This is a genomic window from Vulcanithermus mediatlanticus, assembly GCF_055385885.1.
This window is the reverse complement of the sequence record NZ_AP042385.1, coordinates 321,285-336,625: the sequence shown is the minus strand read 5'-3', so window position 1 is coordinate 336,625 and position 15,341 is coordinate 321,285. Positions and strand designations below refer to the sequence as shown.

The 15,341-nt window shown below is 67.2% G+C and carries 18 protein-coding genes; 9 read left to right on the top strand and 9 right to left on the bottom strand.

The annotated features are described in order from the left end of the window. Positions 1–6: 6 nt before the first annotated feature. From rapZ to ACZ5BT_RS02630, 7 genes are all read left to right on the top strand, one after another. The gene (gene rapZ / locus ACZ5BT_RS02660) at positions 7–840 is read left to right on the top strand and encodes an RNase adapter RapZ (protein ID WP_464885084.1); all 834 of its coding nucleotides are present in this window, start codon (positions 7–9) and stop codon (positions 838–840) included. Positions 841–862: 22 nt separating this feature from the next. After that, on the top strand, positions 863–2,080 hold the full coding sequence (locus ACZ5BT_RS02655; RefSeq protein WP_464885751.1) for a gluconeogenesis factor YvcK family protein: 1,218 nt from the start codon (positions 863–865) through the stop codon (positions 2,078–2,080). Further along, positions 2,077–2,823, top strand: coding sequence for a glucodextranase DOMON-like domain-containing protein (locus ACZ5BT_RS02650; protein WP_464885083.1), 747 nt, complete (start codon positions 2,077–2,079; stop codon positions 2,821–2,823). The genes ACZ5BT_RS02655 and ACZ5BT_RS02650 overlap by 4 nt, the downstream gene beginning before the upstream one ends. Next, complete coding sequence (locus ACZ5BT_RS02645) at positions 2,807–4,303, top strand: phosphodiester glycosidase family protein (protein WP_464885082.1); 1,497 nt, start codon at positions 2,807–2,809, stop codon at positions 4,301–4,303. The genes ACZ5BT_RS02650 and ACZ5BT_RS02645 overlap by 17 nt, the downstream gene beginning before the upstream one ends. 20 nt (positions 4,304–4,323) lie before the next feature. Further along, a complete protein-coding gene (gene pdhA / locus ACZ5BT_RS02640) occupies positions 4,324–5,361 on the top strand; it encodes a pyruvate dehydrogenase (acetyl-transferring) E1 component subunit alpha (protein WP_464885081.1) in 1,038 nt (345 codons plus the stop codon). Further along, positions 5,354–6,334, top strand: coding sequence for an alpha-ketoacid dehydrogenase subunit beta (locus ACZ5BT_RS02635; protein WP_464885080.1), 981 nt, complete (start codon positions 5,354–5,356; stop codon positions 6,332–6,334). The genes pdhA and ACZ5BT_RS02635 overlap by 8 nt, the downstream gene beginning before the upstream one ends. 128 nt (positions 6,335–6,462) lie before the next feature. Then, positions 6,463–6,714, top strand: coding sequence for a hypothetical protein (locus tag ACZ5BT_RS02630; RefSeq protein ID WP_464885079.1), 252 nt, complete (start codon positions 6,463–6,465; stop codon positions 6,712–6,714). Here the strand turns inward: ACZ5BT_RS02630 and nth are convergent. The 3 genes from nth to ACZ5BT_RS02615 form a co-directional block, all read right to left on the bottom strand. Then, positions 6,612–7,367, bottom strand: coding sequence for an endonuclease III (nth, locus tag ACZ5BT_RS02625; protein ID WP_464885750.1), 756 nt, complete (start codon positions 7,365–7,367; stop codon positions 6,612–6,614). The two genes, ACZ5BT_RS02630 and nth, sit on opposite strands and share 103 nt — an antisense overlap. Positions 7,368–7,462: 95 nt before the next feature. Beyond that, complete coding sequence (gene proS, locus ACZ5BT_RS02620) at positions 7,463–8,896, bottom strand: proline--tRNA ligase (protein WP_464885078.1); 1,434 nt, start codon at positions 8,894–8,896, stop codon at positions 7,463–7,465. 60 nt (positions 8,897–8,956) lie between these two features. Next, on the bottom strand, positions 8,957–10,084 hold the full coding sequence (locus tag ACZ5BT_RS02615; protein ID WP_464885077.1) for an MFS transporter: 1,128 nt from the start codon (positions 10,082–10,084) through the stop codon (positions 8,957–8,959). Between the two features lie 85 nt (positions 10,085–10,169). On the opposite strand from ACZ5BT_RS02615, the gene ACZ5BT_RS02610 reads away from it, so the two are divergent. After that, positions 10,170–10,586, top strand: a complete 417-nt coding sequence (locus ACZ5BT_RS02610; RefSeq protein ID WP_464885076.1) for a universal stress protein — start codon at positions 10,170–10,172, stop codon at positions 10,584–10,586. Here ACZ5BT_RS02610 and ACZ5BT_RS02605 read toward each other — a convergent pair. Genes ACZ5BT_RS02605 through ACZ5BT_RS02580 form a run of 6 tightly spaced genes read right to left on the bottom strand, consistent with a single transcriptional unit; the run spans position 10,579 to position 14,590 of the window. Continuing rightward, entirely contained in the window at positions 10,579–10,869 is a 291-nt protein-coding gene (locus tag ACZ5BT_RS02605) for a hypothetical protein (RefSeq protein ID WP_464885075.1), read from the bottom strand. The genes ACZ5BT_RS02610 and ACZ5BT_RS02605 overlap by 8 nt on opposite strands. Further along, complete coding sequence (locus tag ACZ5BT_RS02600) at positions 10,866–11,435, bottom strand: flavin reductase family protein (RefSeq protein ID WP_464885074.1); 570 nt, start codon at positions 11,433–11,435, stop codon at positions 10,866–10,868. Before ACZ5BT_RS02600 ends, ACZ5BT_RS02605 begins: the two co-directional genes overlap by 4 nt. Beyond that, entirely contained in the window at positions 11,432–12,229 is a 798-nt protein-coding gene (locus ACZ5BT_RS02595) for a PSP1 domain-containing protein (RefSeq protein WP_464885073.1), read from the bottom strand. Before ACZ5BT_RS02595 ends, ACZ5BT_RS02600 begins: the two co-directional genes overlap by 4 nt. Continuing rightward, positions 12,201–13,112 carry a hypothetical protein gene (locus tag ACZ5BT_RS02590; RefSeq protein WP_464885072.1) on the bottom strand — a complete coding sequence of 304 codons (912 nt, stop codon included), beginning with the start codon at positions 13,110–13,112 and terminating at the stop codon, positions 12,201–12,203. The genes ACZ5BT_RS02595 and ACZ5BT_RS02590 overlap by 29 nt, the downstream gene beginning before the upstream one ends. Beyond that, positions 13,109–13,849: a metallophosphoesterase family protein gene (locus tag ACZ5BT_RS02585; RefSeq protein WP_464885071.1), complete on the bottom strand. Its 741-nt coding sequence runs from the start codon at positions 13,847–13,849 to the stop codon at positions 13,109–13,111. Before ACZ5BT_RS02585 ends, ACZ5BT_RS02590 begins: the two co-directional genes overlap by 4 nt. Before the next feature lie 12 nt (positions 13,850–13,861). Then, positions 13,862–14,590 carry a sulfite exporter TauE/SafE family protein gene (locus ACZ5BT_RS02580; protein ID WP_464885070.1) on the bottom strand — a complete coding sequence of 243 codons (729 nt, stop codon included), beginning with the start codon at positions 14,588–14,590 and terminating at the stop codon, positions 13,862–13,864. Positions 14,591–14,624: 34 nt separating this feature from the next. On the opposite strand from ACZ5BT_RS02580, the gene ACZ5BT_RS02575 reads away from it, so the two are divergent. Then, on the top strand, positions 14,625–15,338 hold the full coding sequence (locus ACZ5BT_RS02575) for an ABC transporter permease (protein WP_464885069.1): 714 nt from the start codon (positions 14,625–14,627) through the stop codon (positions 15,336–15,338). Positions 15,339–15,341 lie beyond the last annotated feature (3 nt).

Here is a 15,341-nt window from a genome sequence, read left to right as displayed (position 1 = left end):
GCCTCGATGCGACTCGTGTTGCTCTCCGGGCTTTCCGGGGCCGGGAAGACCACGGCGCGGTTTGCCCTCGAGGACGCCGGGTTTTTCACCGTCGATAACCTCCCGCCGCCGATCTGGGCTTTATTGCTCGAGCATTTGCAAGGCCAGGCCATCGAGCGGGCGGCGGTGGTCTTCGATGTTCGCGGCGCCGCCTGGATCTCGGAGCTTCCGGCCCAGCTTGAGACTCTGCGCGAGGCGGGCCACCGGGTCGAGGTGGTGTTCCTCGAGGCCCGCCCCGAGGTTTTGCTCCGGCGGTATAACCTCACACGACGGCTTCACCCGCTCGGAACCGGTTCTCTGATGAGCGAGCTCGCCAGGGAGCGCCGGGTTCTGGCGCCGCTCCGGGAAATTGCGGATTTTGTCCTCGACACCTCCGAGACCGCGCCCAGGGCGCTCAAATCCCGCCTGCTCGATCTCCTGGGCGAGGCACGTGGCTTTTTGCTGCGGCTGGTTTCGTTCGGCTTCAAGTGGGGGCCGCCCCAGGATGCGGATTTGGTCCTCGACGCCCGGGGATTCCCCAATCCCTACTACGAACCCGAGCTGCGGGAAAAGCCCGGGACCCTGCCCGAGGTTCAGGCCTACGTCTTCGCGCCGGGAACCGACGATCGCTACCAGGCCATGCTGCGCCTGGTGGGCCTCAGCGCCGAGGCCGCTCAGCGCGAGGGGCGGGGGGGCTACACCGTGGCCGTGGGGTGTACCGGCGGCTACCACCGAAGCGCGGCCCTCGTTCTCCGGTTGGCCGAGGACCTCGCGAGCCGCTACGAGGTGGAGGTGATGCACCGTGACCTGGGGAAAAACTAGCCTCCGCTGGCTCTTTCCCGGGATGCGGGTCAAGCGCTTTGCCGCCCTGGCGGCTTTGGGGCTGGTGCTGTTGCTCGTCGGGGTCGGGGTGTGGTTTTCCGGGCGCGGGGTGGCCCCGATCCACGATCTGGCAAGGCTTTTTGAAGCCTACGGGGCTTCGCCGTCGGTGGCCGGTGGGGTCATCTTCGTGGCCGGGCTCTTGCTGCTTTTGGGCGGTATCCGGGCCATGAATCGCAGCGTTCTCTCGGCGATCACCGACCCCGACCGGGTGGCCGAGCTGGTGTATCAGCGGCGGCGCCTCGAGGCCGGGCCGAGGATCGTGGCGCTCGGGGGTGGCACCGGGCTTTCCCGGGTGCTCTCAGGCCTCAGGCGCCATACCGCCCACACCACGGCGGTGGTGGCGGCGACCGACGATGGGGGTTCGACCGGCCGCTTGCGGATGGATTTTGGGCTGCCTGCCGTCGGCGATCTCGTCGATTGTATGGCAGCGCTGGCCGAGGCCGAGCGCATGCCCGAGTTGATGCAGTACCGTTTCCAAAAAGGGAGCGGGCTCAAGGGCCACACCTTTGGCAACCTCTTCCTGGTGGCCCTGCACGAGTTGACGGGCGATTTCGCGGAAGCGACCCGGCAGGCGAACCGGATCCTGAACCTCATGGGTTCGGTGTGGCCGAGCACGCCCGATGCCGCGACGCTGGTCGCCGATCTCTCGGGGGGGCGGGTGGTCTGGGGTGAGTGCGCCCTCCGCGCCTCGGCGGGCCGCATCGATCGGGTGCGGCTCGATCCCGCCGAGGTCTCGGTGATGCCCGAGGTCGCTGAAGCCATCCGTTCAGCCGATCTTCTTGTGCTCGGGCCCGGCAGTCTTTACACCAGCGTCATCGCCAGCTTTCTTCCCCCCGCGGTCCAGGCGGCGATTCGTGAAAGCCCGGTTCCTCTGGTCTACGTGGCCAACATCATGACCGAGCCCGGGGAGACCGACGGCTACGATGCCTTTGATCACCTGACTGCGGTCGAGCGTCACCTGGGGCGGAGGCCCGACGTGGTTTTGGTACACACCGAGCCCATCCCCGAGCCGGTCCGGGCCAGGTATGCGGCGGAGGGCCGCTTCCCGGTTGCCTTCGATCCCGGCCCGTTTCAGGCCAAGGGCGTGCGGGTCATCACCGGGGATTTTCGAGAGGCGGGGCCACTGGCCCAGCACGACCCTGAAAAGGTGGTCGGGGCCCTGGTAGGATTGCTCAAGTGATCGCGCTCGCACTCGCCGCCGCTCTGCTCGTGTCCGACCCCTCGGGCGATGTTCCGCCGCCGGGGTACGCCTTTCCCCGGGTCGAGGTCGCGCAGCAGCCCGGCGCCGTGGACCTGCTGGGGTTTTTCGCCCGGGACGAGGGCGGCAAACTGGTGCTGGGCTTCCGGCTCGCGCAAACCCCTAACCCCGCTGGCGCTCCCCTCGGATTTTCGCTCGCCGTCCTCGCCGCCTACGTGGACGACCGTCCGGGTGGGGTCGAGGTCTTGCCCGGTGCTGGTTTCCGCACCCCTGAGGGCGAGGGGGTGGACGAGGTGATCCTTGTGACCGGCTGGGGGGCGGAGCTGCGAACGCCCGATGGGAAGAGCGTCGCCGCCCTAAAGGCCCGCCGCGAGGGAGAGTGGATCGTCGTCCGCACGCCGCTTGAAGCGAAACGGGCCCGTTACTTCGTGGTCAGCGGGCTCTACGATCCCTTTGCCCCCTGGGGCTTCCGCAAGGCGACGCCCCAGGGGGGGATCTGGTCGCCCCGCGGGGTCACCGATGGCCCCAGCGCCCTCGATGCCATAACGCTCCAGGGGGCGGAGGCCTTTACCAGTGGGGTTTTGGACCCGGCGAGGCCGCCGCCCTGGCTCACGCCCAAACGGGTGCTGACGCTGGCCCTGGCGATCGTGGGCGGGGCGTTGTTGGCCTTTGGGGTGTGGGAGGGCTGGCGCTATGCGGGCCGGGGCTTTGAAATGGATCTTTAGGGTTTTCGGGCTCTTCCTCCTCCTGGCCTCGCCGGGCTGGGCGGCGGTGCCGGCGAGCTGGCTGGGCCTCACCGTCCGCCAGACCGGCGAGGCCATCACCTTCGCCGGTCGTGGGGTACGGCTCACCTTCATTCCGGGGTTTGGCTGGGCGCCCCCGCTCCCGGCCAGCCTGCCCCCGCCAAAGGGTGGGGCCCTGGCCCTCGAGCCCTCACTTCTCCGGGCCGCCGGTCTTTGGGACCCCTCGGTGCCGGTGGTGCGGTTGCGGCTTGGCCGTTACCCGGAGAAGTGGCGGGTGGTCTTCGACCTGCCGGCGCCGGTTGCACTTCCGACCGTGGCCCGGCGGGATGGCCCTTTCGAGCTCGAACTGCCGTTTTACGTTGAGAACCCCATTCGGGATCCCAGACTGCGTTTCGTTTACGGACCTTTGGGGACCCGTCTGATCTACAGTCCGCCCCCGGGGCGCGTCGCCTTCCTCTATGCCTTTGGCCTTGGCGATCCTCCAAGGTATGTGGTCGACCTCTACGCCCGTGAGCCCGAGCGGCGTGAGGTCGTGCGCCCGGGGTTTGTGTACTGGGAGCGTTACGCCTACGTGCCCTACCCCCTCAAGCTCTACGGGCTGAGTGCGGCGCCCGGCGCCTACGAGCTCCGGGCGGTCGGCGTGGCGGGGAAGCGGCAGGATCTTTCCGCCCTGGCCAGCGGGGCGGTTGGCCTCATCAACGGGGGGTATTTCGATCCGGCGACGGGAACGCCCATCGGTCTTTGGGTCTCCGATGGGGTGACCATCGCTTATCCCTACGGGCGGGCGACCCTGGTGAGCGATGGTTACGGCGTCGACGCCGTGTTTCCCAGGGTAAGAGCCTGGGTGCGTTTCGGTGGCCGCCAGGTGGCGGTGGGGATGAACGCCACCCCGGCCCGGCTGACGGCCTACACCGTCCCCGGGGTGATCGGGCGTCGTGGCGAGGCGCTCCTGGTGGTTCGCGGTGGGCGGGTGGTGGCCCGGCGGAAGGCCCCGTACCGGCTTGCCGCCGGCTACTGGGCGCTGGCTTACCCCGAGGGCGAGGCGCCTTATGCCCACCTCCCGCTGGGAACGGCGATTCACTTGCGCGTCCGGCTCGACCCGCCGGTGCGCTGGGCCCTCGAGGCCGGTCCGTTGCTGGTCCAGGGCGGGCGGTACGCCTATACGCCGTCCAGGGAGCGTTTTGAGCCGGGTTCCCCCGTGATCCAGAAGGTTACCTACCAGGCGGCGGTGGCCTGGACCCGGGAAGGGGCGGTGTGGTTCGTGGTCAGCGAGAAGACCACGCCTGGTGTGCTGGCCCGGGCTCTGGCTCGGCTCGGCGCCTGGGGCGCGCTGCGCATGGATTCCGGGGGCTCGGCCCAGCTTTGGGTCGATGGAACGTTGAGATTCCCTGACCGTGCCCGTGCCGTGGTCAACGGCTGGGCGCTCTACCCTCGCTTGACCTCGCCCGCCCCTGGCCCATAGGGTTGGGGTGAGGTGAAAACGTGGAAGTGTTGCGGTATGTGGACGAGGGAGGGAAGCCTGTTGCCGAGCTTGCACTCTCCGAAGACGAGCTCGTTCAGGGGTACCGGGCGCTTTTGCGCGCCCGGCGTTTCGACGAACGCGCGCTGACCCTGCAGCGCCAGGGCCGGCTCGGCGTGTATCCCCCCTACCGGGGTCAGGAGGCGGCGCAGGTGGGCATGGCGCTGGCTTTAAGGGATGGAGACTGGATGGTGCCGACCTACCGTGAAACCGGCGCCGCGATCACCTTCGGCTTGCCCCTGGTCACCACCCTCCTCTTTTGGCGTGCCTACCCCCAGGGCTGGCGTTTCCCGGAAGAGCTTCGGATCCTTCCCTTTTACATCGCCATCGCCACTCAGATTCCTCAGGCAGCAGGGCTCGCCGCGGCCGGGCGGTATCACGGCGAGGACTGGGTGGTGGCCACCTTCATCGGGGACGGCGGCACCTCCGAGGGCGATTTTCACGAGGGGCTCAACATGGCCTCGGTCATGGGGGCGCCGATGGTCCTCATGGTGCAAAACAACGGCTGGGCCATCAGCGTGCCCACTCGGCGCCAGATGAACGTTCCCTACGTTGCCCTGCGGGCAGAAGGCTATGGCATTCCCGCCAGGGTGGTTGACGGGAACGATCTCGTCGCTGTGTGGGCCGTGGCCAGGGAAGCGGTCGCCACCGCCCGAAAGGCGCGCACCCCTTTCCTCATCGAGGCGCGGACCTACCGCCTCGGGCCCCACACCACCTCCGACGATCCCCGTCGCTATCGTGATGAGGCAGAGGTGCGCGAGCACGAGGCGGCCGAGCCGGTCAGGCGATTGCGGTCGCTGCTGGAAAACCTCGGGCTTTGGGATCAGGCGCGGGAGGACGCTTACCTCCAGGAAGTTGACGCCGAGATCGACGCCGCGGTGGCCGAGGCGGATTCGGTAACCGAACCCGCCCCGGAGACCATCGTCGAGGAGGTGTTCGCCGTGATGCCGCCCGAGCTCCGCCGCGCCTGGAATGCGCTCCGGGAGGGTCGCCATGCCTGAGCTCAATCTGGTCGAGGCGCTTCGCGACGCCCTCGACGTCGCCCTGGCTCACGACGATCGGATGCTGCTCTTCGGTGAGGACGTGGGGGCCATGGGCGGCGTCTTCCGGGTGACCGAGGGACTCCAGGAAAAACACGGTGAGTCGCGCGTTTTCGACGCCCCGATCTCGGAGTCGGGCATCGTGGGGTTCGCCATCGGTCTCGCGCTTTCTGGATTGCATCCGGTGGCCGAGATTCAGTTCGCCGGTTTCATCTACCCGGCGCTGGATCAGATCCTCTCTCACCTCGGGCGCTACCGGCACCGCACTCGAGGCCGCTTCACGCTGCCGCTCGTGATCCGGGCCCCCTTTGGCGGCGGGATTCCTTCCCCCGAGCAGCACACCGACAGCCCGGAGGCGATCCTGGTGCACGCGCCCGGCATCAAGGTGGTGGTGCCCTCAAGCCCCGAACGCGCCAAGGGGTTGTTGCTCGCTGCCATTGAAGATCCCGATCCGGTGGTTTTCCTCGAGCCGATCAAGCTCTACCGGTCGCTGCGCGAAGCGGTGCCGGAGGGCTATTACACCCACCCCCTCGGGCGGGCCCGGGTGGTGCGCGAAGGGAAGGAAGCCTCGGTTTTCGCCTACGGGGGCATGGTCCCGGTGGCGCTTTCCGCCGCGGAGCAGCTGGCCAAAGAAGGGGTGGCCCTCGAGGTCATCGATCTCGAGACCCTCTACCCCCTCGATACCGAGGCCATTCTGAACTCGGTGGCCAAAACCGGCCGCGCGCTCGTGCTCTACGAGGCGCCGAAGACCGGCGGCGTGGGAGCGGAGGTTGCGGCGCGGATCGCCGAGGAAGCGGTGGAATACCTCGAGGCCCCGGTGCTGCGTCTGGCAGGATTCGATGCCCCGAGCCCCCCTTATTACCGCCTCGAGCCCCACTACCGGCCTACGCCGGAGCGGGTCGCCAGTGCCGTTCGTCATTTGCTCGCCTACTGAGTGCCCTGCCGTGGCTTTGGCCACGGCAGGGCCCGAAAACGGGCGCCGATCTCGCATCGGCATCCAAAAGCTGGCGAAGCCCTGAGACAAAGCTCGCTGGTGGCCTATTGGCGGGTTAGGGTAGGGGCATGCGAGCCTTTCGTGTGATGGTGGTGGTGGTTCCCCAGTCGGGCAAGCCATGGCAAAGCCCCGGCTCCCACCACTACTTCCAGCTGCTTTCGGTCGTGGCCGAGCCCGAGCGTTTGCGGGAGGTCGTCGAGGCTTACGTGACCGACGGTCAGGTTTTTTGGGACGAGTCCGAGGTCGAGGAGGTGGGGCCAGCGGAGGGCGAAGCCCGGGTGGAGCCGGTTTCGGCCAAGGTGTTCACCAACGAGTGGTAGCTCGGGCAGTGAGGCGCGAGCGGGCACCGCGCGCACTTGGGTTTGCGCGCGGTGCAGACGTAACGCCCGTGGAGGACCAGGGCGTGGTGGACGAAAATCCAGCGTTCCTTGGGGAAAAGCGTCTCCAGATCCCGACCGATCTTGGGGGGTGATGTGGCCTCGCTGAGGCAGAGCCGCCGCGCCACCCGGCTTACGTGGGTGTCGACCGCGATCCCCGGTATCCCGAACGCAGCCCCGGCCACCACCGTGGCCGTCTTCCAACCTACGCCCGGGAGCTTTTGCAGCTCGCGGGGGTCCGGGGGCACCTCGCCTCCGTAGGTCTCGACGAGCGCCTGGGCCAGGGCGACCAGATTCCTGGCCTTGGTGCGGAAAAGCCCCAGGGTCTTGATGACCTCCTCCACCGCCTGGGGTCGAGCGTTGGCCAAGGCCTCGGGCGTGGGCCAGCGACGGAAGAGCTCGGGTGTCACCCGGTTGACGCCCTTGTCGGTGGACTGGGCCGAGAGTACGGTGGCCACCAGGAGCTGGAACGGGTTTTCGTGGTAAAGCTCGGTTTTGGCGTCCTGGTAGGTGGCGACAAGGGCAGCCAGGATATGCCTGGCGCGCCGGCGCCTCGCCTGGCGGCTTTCTTGGGGACAGGGGGCCGCGGCGGGCATGGCTTTAAGTGCCCCGCCGCGGCCCTTGCCAGGGCGGGGGCCCGGAAAAACGTGAACGGCCGCCATGCGTTCTTGAGAAGTTCATGGGCGTTCGCTTAGTAGGCGCGGGCAAAGACCACCCGTTTGCCGTAGGCCGCCGGCTTCCCGCAGCGGACACAGCTTCCGCTTTCCTCCGGGGCGTCGAAGGGGATGACCCGGGTAGTGGCCTTGGTCTCTTCCTGGATCGCCTTTTCGCAGCCCACGTCCCCGCAGTGGAACGCGAGAGCAAAGCCCTCGGCCACGGCTTTCTTGAAGCTTTCGTAGTCATCGACGACGCGCGTGCGCTGGTCGCGGAAGAGGCGGGCGCGCTCGAAGAGGGCTTGGTGGAAGTCCTCGAGCTTTTGCGGGATCTGGGCCGCGAGTTCGCCGAGGGGCAGGGGTTCCTTGCCACCCAGACGGCTGGCCAGAACCGCGGTCTTGGCCGCCACGTCCCGGGGGCCGAGCTCGATGCGGAAGGGAACGCCTTTGAGCTCCCAGTCGTTGAACTTGAAGCCCGGGGTGTACTGGTCGCGGTCATCGACGTGGACGCGAACGCCCTGGGCCTTGAGCTCGGCCTGGAGCGTTGCGGCGGCCTCGAGGACCTCCTGGCGAGTCTCCGACTTATAAATGGGGACGATGACCACTTGGATCGGCGCGAGTTTGGGGGGGAAGATGAGACCCCGGTCGTCGCCGTGGGTCATGATGATGCCGCCGATGATGCGCCAGGAAAGGCCCCAGGAGGTGGTCCAGACGTACTTCTCCTCGAGGTCCTTGTCCTGGAAGGTGATGTCGAAGGCCTTCGCGAAGTTCTGGCCCAAGAAGTGTGAAGTGCCCGACTGGAGGGCCCGGCCGTCCCGCATCATCGCTTCCATGGTGGTGGTGTAGACCGCCCCGGCGAACTTTTCCTTTTCGGTCTTGAGCCCGGCGATCACCGGCAGCGCGGCGTACTCGGTGGCGAACTTCACGTAGACGCCGAGCATGCGCCGGGTCTCTTCCTCGGCCTCTTCCTTGGTGGCGTGGGCGGTGTGGCCTTCCTGCCAGAGGAACTCGCTGGTGCGGAGGAAGGGACGGGTGCGCATCTCCCAGCGCACCACGTTGTTCCACTGGTTGAGCAACTGGGGAAGGTCGCGCCAGGAGCGGATCCAGCGAGACCACATGTACCCGATGATGGTCTCCGAGGTGGGGCGGACGGCGAGCGGCTCTTCGAGCTCTTCGCCCCCGGCGTGGGTGACCACCGCCAGTTCGGGAGAAAAGCCCTCCACGTGCTGGGCTTCCTTTTGCAAAAACCCCATGGGGATGAAGAGGGGAAAGTAGGCGTTTTGGTGGCCGGTGGCCTTGAACATCTCGTCGAGTGTGGCCCGGATGTTTTCCCAAAGCGCGTAGCCGTAAGGCCGGACCACGATGGTGCCCCGGACCGGGCCGTAGTCGGCGAGCTCCGCCATCTGGATGACGTCGAGGTACCAGGCTGAGAAATCCTGGGATTGGGGGGTTGGACCCTTCGCCTTCGCCATAGCCTACCCGTTATACCAAAGCTGCAAAGACCCCGCCGCAAAGAGGCCGCGAGTGCCCGCTTAGCGACGGGGGAGGAGCAGGACGTAACCCACTGTGGTGAGCAGGGCGCCGAGCGCCGCCAGCGGGAAAATGGCGCTCACGCCGGTGAGGCCGATGACCATGCCGGCGAGCGGCGGCCCGAGCAGGCCCCCGGCGTCCCAGCTGGCGGTGAAGAGGCTGAAGGCCGATCCCCGGAGGCGAAAGGGGACGGCCTTGGTGACCACCACGATGTTGGCGGGGAGGTAAAACCCGGCGCCGAGGCCCATGAGGGTGCCGCCGGCGAACGCTGCCAGCGGCAGGGGGAACGCCCAGAGCAGGAAGAACCCCAGCGTGGCCACCACGAAGCCAAAGAGCGCCACCCGCGCCGGGTCCTTTTTGTCGGCGAGCATTCCCGCGGGCAGCCGGGCCAGCACCGAGACCAGGCTGTAGTAGCCGAGGAAGCCGCCGACCCAGCTCGCGGGGTAGCCGTTGCGGAGGAGGAAGAGGGGGTAGAAGGCTTGCAGGATAGAGAAAACTGCGGCGAACCCGGCGTTGGCCCAGGTCGAGGCCCTGAGCGGTGCCAGGGCGAAGACCTCGACGAAGCCCTCCCACCAACGTCTGGGCTTGGGGTCGATGAGGGTCTCCGGCGTTTTGGCCATGGGGATGAGCCAGGGGAGCTGCACCAGGAACACGAGGAGGAAGACCGCTTTGGGCCCGCCCAGGTCAAGCAGCGTTCCCCCGAGCGCGGTCCCCAGCATGACCCCGAGGCCGATCAGGAGGTTCCGGGTGCCCATGACCCGGCCAACCACCTCTTCCTCGGCGAGGTCGGAGGTGAGGGCCAGGGTGCTGGGGGCAAAGAGCGCGATGCCCACCCCCTGCAGGAACCGTCCGATCAGCACGGCGGCGAGGGGGCCCAGGTAAAAAAGGCCGGCCGCGGCGCTGGCCACAAGGCCGAGGAGGGCCGGTTGGCGGCGGCTCCAGGCGTCGGTGGCCCAGCCGCCGAACGGGCGGAGCAAAAGCCCCGCCAGCGGCATGAGCGAAACCGCCCACCCGATCCAGGCGGGCTTGAGTCCGAGGGATTCGAGGTAGAGCGGGAGCGAAGGGATGGTTAGGCCGTAGGCGAGGAAGAAAAAGAAGGTGACGAGGTGAAGAAAGGCCACCGGGCTCACGCCGATGAGTCTACTGCATTTTCTGACCCGCGGGTCAGTTTCCCGGGCCTTCTCAGCGCTCGCGTCGCCTTGCTAGGCTTGGGGTATGTACAAGACAATTCTTTTGGCTTACGACGGATCGGAGCACGCCCGGAAGGCCGCCCGCTTGGCCGGCGACGAAGCCCGCGCCCACGGCGCCACCGTGGTGGTGGTCTACGCCTATGACGCGGTTCCCGAGTGGCTCGGCGAGCCTTTGTTCGAAGAGGCGCTCTCCCGCCGCCTCGTCCACGCCGAGTCCGTCGTGGACGAGGCCCGGGCTTTGGTCGGCGAGGTGGCGTCGCTGGAGATCGAGGTCCTCGAGGGCCCGCCGGCGGAGACCATCTTGCGGGTGGCCGAGGTGCGACAGGCCGACCTCATCGTGATGGGCACCCGGGGGCTCAGCGGCCTGGCGGGCATGTTGCTCGGCAGCCAGAGCCAGAAGGTGGTGGCGCTTTCCAAGTGCCCGGTGTTGCTGGTCAAGTGAAGGCGGTTTCGGTCGTGGCCCAGGTGCCGCGCCAGCCCCTTTGCACCGCGAGGACGCTGCCGTCGTCGAACTCGACCACCAGCCGCCGGCCCTCGAGGCGAAAGGCCAGGATCGCCCGTCCGGCGGCTTCGACCTCGGGGGTGCCCCGGGCCTTGGCCCAGTGCGCGTGACCGTCGGCGCGAAAGTGGATCACGCCCTCGAGCAGGACCAGCTGGGCTTCGGTCCGAGCCCGGTTGATTCTCAGGGTCCTTAGCCGCTTTTTGATCCTGGTCGCGTGGGTCATCGAAACTTCAGGCGAACGGTTTCCTCGTCCGGCGATCCGTAGCGGAAGCGACCGAAGTAGAGGAGCGGCCGGACGCGCTCAGGCAGGGGAATGCCTTCTTCGTTGAAGGCGGCCCCGTCTTCCCACACGGCGCGCACCCGCCCGATGAAAAGGTCGTGGTCGCCGGTCTTGACCCGGCCGGCGGGCTCGAGTTCGTAGGCGGCGAAGGCGTTTTTGAGGATCGGCACCTCGAGCGCCTTCCCCCAGAGGACCTCGAGGTCAAAGGCTTTGACCTTGTTGAGGTCCCGCCCGCTGGTGCTGCCGAGGCGGGCCGCCAGCTCGGCGTGCTCGAAGGAGAGAAACGAAACGCTCCAGGGGGCCTCGTTTTCCAGCAGCCGGTAGGTGTGGCGCTTGGGACTGATGGCGACGCCGAAGAGCGGGGGGTCAAAGGAGAGCCCGGTGTTCCAGACTGCGGGCATGAAGTTGGCCCCGTGGCTGGGATCTTTCGCTCCCACGATGGCCACCACGCCGGGGTAGAAGTGGAAAAATCGGTCCAGGGCTCGCTCGATCACCGAGACCCGCATCATGCTTTGTCCTCCTGCCAGGGTTCGATCTCGTGCGATTTGGCCCGGACGAGGCTGCCCGAGGTGGTCCTGATCTCGACCTCCAGGCTGAGCGGGTGGAGCTTGGCGACCTTGCCGCACACGCCGGACTTGGTGCAGACCCGGGCGTTCTTTTTGGGGAGCTGCTCGAGGAGTTCCTTGTAGATCGGGTGCTCGTATGCGATGCAGCAAAGGAGCCGGCCACAGGGCCCGGAGATTTTTTCCGGTGAGAGAGGGAGTTGTTGGTCCCGGGCCATGCGGATGGTGGTCGGGCCGAAATCCTGCATCCAGGTGCTGCAGCAGGTCTCCATGCCGCAGGCCCCGATCGCCCCCAGCTCCGCCACTTCATCGCGTGCGCCGAGGGCGACGAGCTCGATCCGCGCACCCGATTCCCGGGCCAGGCGCTTGAGTTCAGCGCCGAGCCGCACCTTTCGTTCGGCGTGGTAGCGGACGAAGAGGACCGCCCCGTCGAGGGTGTACTCGACGCCCACGATCTTGACCCCCGGGTATTTGCTCCGAAACAGGCTTTTGATCCGCCAGCGAAGCGCCTCTGCCCGTTGCTTGAGCGTGGCGTGGCGGGAAAGGTCTTCGGGCGTGGCCAGGCGTAGGATTTCCATCTCCGCCTGCCCGTTTTGGGGCTTGCCTCGGACCACGGCCAGCCTCGGGCCTTCCCGGGTAACCACCACCACCTGTGCGTTGGGTGCGGGGGGCTGGCCGCGGAAGGTGGCCAGGTGGTGCTTGGGTTTGGCTTCAAAGCGTACGGGTACGCACGTTTCCATAGATCCTCCTCAGTTTCAGGACCAGGTAGGCGGCGAGAAGATCGGTGTGAACGTAAGCGCGCCGGGCTCGCTCGATCTCGCGCAACAGGCTGAGGGCGGCAAGTCGCTCGCGTGCTTCGAGGCGGGCAAAGGCCCGTTCGAGGAAGGGGCGTGGCGAGGGTTCCCGGAGGAACTGGTTGAATAGGGCCTTGGCCAGCTCGAGGGCCCGGGGTCCCTCGTCAAGGTGCAGCAAAAGGCCATCCACCAGCTTGACCACGTCGCGCACCTCGGCCGGGTGCTCGAGCGCCCAGAGGAGCCGGCCGGGGGCGCCTTGGGCAAAGGCGAGCATGTCGGGATCGTCGCTCAGGGTCTTCAGGCGTTCGAGGGGGAGCGGTGCCAGGCGGATCTCGAAGCAGCGGGAAGCGAGCGTTTTGAGGACGGCATCTTTGCTCGGGGCGATGAGCACCAGGTGGGCATACGCGGGCGGTTCTTCAAGCAGCTTGAGCAGGGCGTTGGCTGCGGCCTCGGTCATCTGGTGGGCGCCGTCGATGACCGCCACCTTGCGCCGGAACTGGGGCGCGGACTCGATCCATTCGAGCAGGCTTTGCGCTTCGGCTCCCGAGCGGGGAACGATCTGGTCGATGTGGATCTGGGGGTTTTGGGCGGTCTCGCCCGAACGGCTGGTGGTTTTAGGGGCGAGTTCGAGGTGATCGGGGTGCGGGGATTGGCGGCAGCTCGCGCACTGGCCGCACGGGGGAAAGCCCTGTTCACAGTTGAGGCCGTAGGCGAACCAGGCGGCCAGATGCCGGCGCCCCACGCCCTCAGGCCCGCTGAGCAGAAGGCTCTGGGGCCGCGACTGGGCGAGGAGGTCTCGAGCGTTCTCGTGACCTATGACCTCGATCATCGTCCCACCTTGAGTCGCTCGTAGAGCTGCAGGGGAAACCCGGCATCGGCCAGGCGCCGCCGCACGGCCTCCAGGTCGTAAGCAACCCGGTAGGCCTCGATACGGGCACTCGCCTCATCCCAGATCGCGTAGGCGGCAAGCGGAAGGCCATCCCGGGGCTGCCCCACCGAGCCCGGGTTGACGAGGATCCGGCCCCGGGGCGGTAGGGCGAGCACGGTTTTCTCCTTGGTGAACGGACGGTAGCGAATCCAGGGGCCGTTCGGCCCTTCCAGGGCCAAAAACGCGCCGGCCAGATGGGTGTGGCCGTGGAAGATCCAGGTTTTGGCGGTGCAGGTGAAGGCCTGACGGGCGACCTCGAGCTCGTCGATGTAGGTCATGGGGTCGCAAGGGCTGCCGTGGACCATGTGGTGGCGCTCGCCTTCGTGGTGCCAGGGCAGGCGGAGCAAGTAGTCGGTGTTTTCCGGGCGCATGTGTGCCCGCTGCCAGTTGAGAATGTCGAAGATGTAGCCCGAGGACGTCTGCCACTCTGGGGCCAGCATCCAGGCATCGTGATTGCCGAGGACCCCCTGGGCGTTGAGTTTTCGCAAAGCGCCGACCACCGCGTCGCCGTCGGGGTAGTACCCCACGGCGTCGCCGAGGAAGAAAACGCGATCGAACCCCTGTTTCGAGGCGTGCGACATCACGGCCTTGAAGGCGGGGAGGTTGCCGTGGATATCGGAGAGCAGGAGGGTCCGCACGATGTGAGGATATCAGAACAGGCCGAGCAACTTTAGTGCAGGGAGTACCAATAGACCGCCCAGCGCCCGGGCGAAGGCTCGTTGGGAGAGGGTGCTGGCCAGGGCGTTGCCAAGGCCCAGCCCCAGGAGGACGCCGGGGAGGGTGAAGAAAGCCAGTTTGACCTGCTCGAGGCGCAAAAGTCCGGTGGCGGCGTAAGAGAGCGTCCAGGCCAGGGTTCCCAGGGCGAAGACCGCAGTGAACAGCGCCCGGGCCTCGTTTTTTGGATAACGCAGGGGAACGTAAATTAAAAAGGGCAGAGCACCGGCCCCGACCATGCCGACCAGAAAGCCACCGCCAAAGCTCGCGAGCCCGAGCCGGAGGGTTTCCCCGAGGGTCTCTTCCGGCGGAGCGGACGGTTCGCTGGGCCGGAAGAAGATCCAAAGGGCGAAGCCGAGGAGGACGAGCCCCAACGCTTTTTTCAGCAGCGTTTCCGGAAGCGCGATCAGGGCGTGGGTGCCGAGGGCGATGCCGAGGGCATACGCCAGCGCCGCTGGCAGATCGCGTCGCACGTTGAGGTGGCGGCGAACCAGGTAGAGCATGGGGAGGTTGGCCAGAAAGAGGAGGAAGGCGGTGTAGGGGACGACGGTCTTGAGAGGGCTGACCAGGCTCAGGGTGGGGACGATGAAGAGCGCGGGGCCGAATCCGGCCAGGCCTTTGACCACGAAGGCAAAGAGGGCCACGGCGTTGGCGAGGACGGTCATGCCAAAGCCATCCTAAGGCGTAAGCTGAGGCGAGATGGCAACGATCCCCCTGGCCCGGCTCCTTTACGCCCTGCTGCTGGCCTTGATCGTGGCCTACCTCTATGCCGTCTGGAGCGAGGACTCGAAAACCCCTTGGATTGCCTTAGGCAGGATGCTCGCCCAGCTCCTGCTCGTGGGCTACGCTCTGGCTTACGTGTTCCTCACCCGCCATCCCCTGGTGGTGTTCGCCGTGCTCACCGCCATGGCAATGGTCGCGGGATGGATCGCCCTTCGCACCGTGCTCGAGCGGCGGCGGCGGCTTTTCCCCTACGCCCTCGCCGGCGTCTTGGGCGGGGGCGGGTTGGCGCTTTTGGTGGCGACCGAGCTCGTCCTTCGACCCCACCCCTGGTACGCGCCCTCGGTGCTCATTCCTCTGGGAGGGATGGCCTTTTCGAATGCGATGAACGCCGTGAGCCTGGCGGCCGAGCGCTACTTCGCCGAGCGCGCCTTGGGCCTCGACTTCGCTCGGGCCAGGGCCAGGGCCTACCGGGCGGGGCTGATCCCGGCGACCAACGCTCTCTATGCCGTGGGGCTGGTCTCAATTCCTGGGTTGATGACGGGGCAGATCCTGGCCGGTGTTGATCCCTTGGTGGCGGCGCGGTATCAGATCCTGGTCATGTTGATGGTCTTCGCCGCCGCCGGATTGTCGGCGGCGGCGTTTCTGGTGGGACTGAGGCGCCTCGAGGCCCGGGAAACGACCCAGCGGTGAGGC

What these genes read in the sequence shown, in the direction of transcription:
- ACZ5BT_RS02610 (WP_464885076.1), top strand. Translation starts at nt 10,170, where the DNA reads ATGTACAAGACAATTCTTTTGGCTTACGACGGATCGGAGCACGCCCGG.
- proS (WP_464885078.1), bottom strand. Translation starts at nt 8,896, where the DNA reads ATGGCGAAGGCGAAGGGTCCAACCCCCCAATCCCAGGATTTCTCAGCC.
- ACZ5BT_RS02575 (WP_464885069.1), top strand. Translation starts at nt 14,625, where the DNA reads ATGGCAACGATCCCCCTGGCCCGGCTCCTTTACGCCCTGCTGCTGGCC.
- rapZ (WP_464885084.1), top strand. Translation starts at nt 7, where the DNA reads ATGCGACTCGTGTTGCTCTCCGGGCTTTCCGGGGCCGGGAAGACCACG.
- ACZ5BT_RS02605 (WP_464885075.1), bottom strand. Translation starts at nt 10,869, where the DNA reads ATGACCCACGCGACCAGGATCAAAAAGCGGCTAAGGACCCTGAGAATC.
- ACZ5BT_RS02595 (WP_464885073.1), bottom strand. Translation starts at nt 12,229, where the DNA reads ATGGAAACGTGCGTACCCGTACGCTTTGAAGCCAAACCCAAGCACCAC.
- ACZ5BT_RS02590 (WP_464885072.1), bottom strand. Translation starts at nt 13,112, where the DNA reads ATGATCGAGGTCATAGGTCACGAGAACGCTCGAGACCTCCTCGCCCAG.
- ACZ5BT_RS02630 (WP_464885079.1), top strand. Translation starts at nt 6,463, where the DNA reads ATGCGAGCCTTTCGTGTGATGGTGGTGGTGGTTCCCCAGTCGGGCAAG.
- ACZ5BT_RS02655 (WP_464885751.1), top strand. Translation starts at nt 863, where the DNA reads ATGCGGGTCAAGCGCTTTGCCGCCCTGGCGGCTTTGGGGCTGGTGCTG.
- nth (WP_464885750.1), bottom strand. Translation starts at nt 7,367, where the DNA reads ATGCCCGCCGCGGCCCCCTGTCCCCAAGAAAGCCGCCAGGCGAGGCGC.
- ACZ5BT_RS02600 (WP_464885074.1), bottom strand. Translation starts at nt 11,435, where the DNA reads ATGATGCGGGTCTCGGTGATCGAGCGAGCCCTGGACCGATTTTTCCAC.
- ACZ5BT_RS02580 (WP_464885070.1), bottom strand. Translation starts at nt 14,590, where the DNA reads ATGACCGTCCTCGCCAACGCCGTGGCCCTCTTTGCCTTCGTGGTCAAA.
- ACZ5BT_RS02635 (WP_464885080.1), top strand. Translation starts at nt 5,354, where the DNA reads ATGCCTGAGCTCAATCTGGTCGAGGCGCTTCGCGACGCCCTCGACGTC.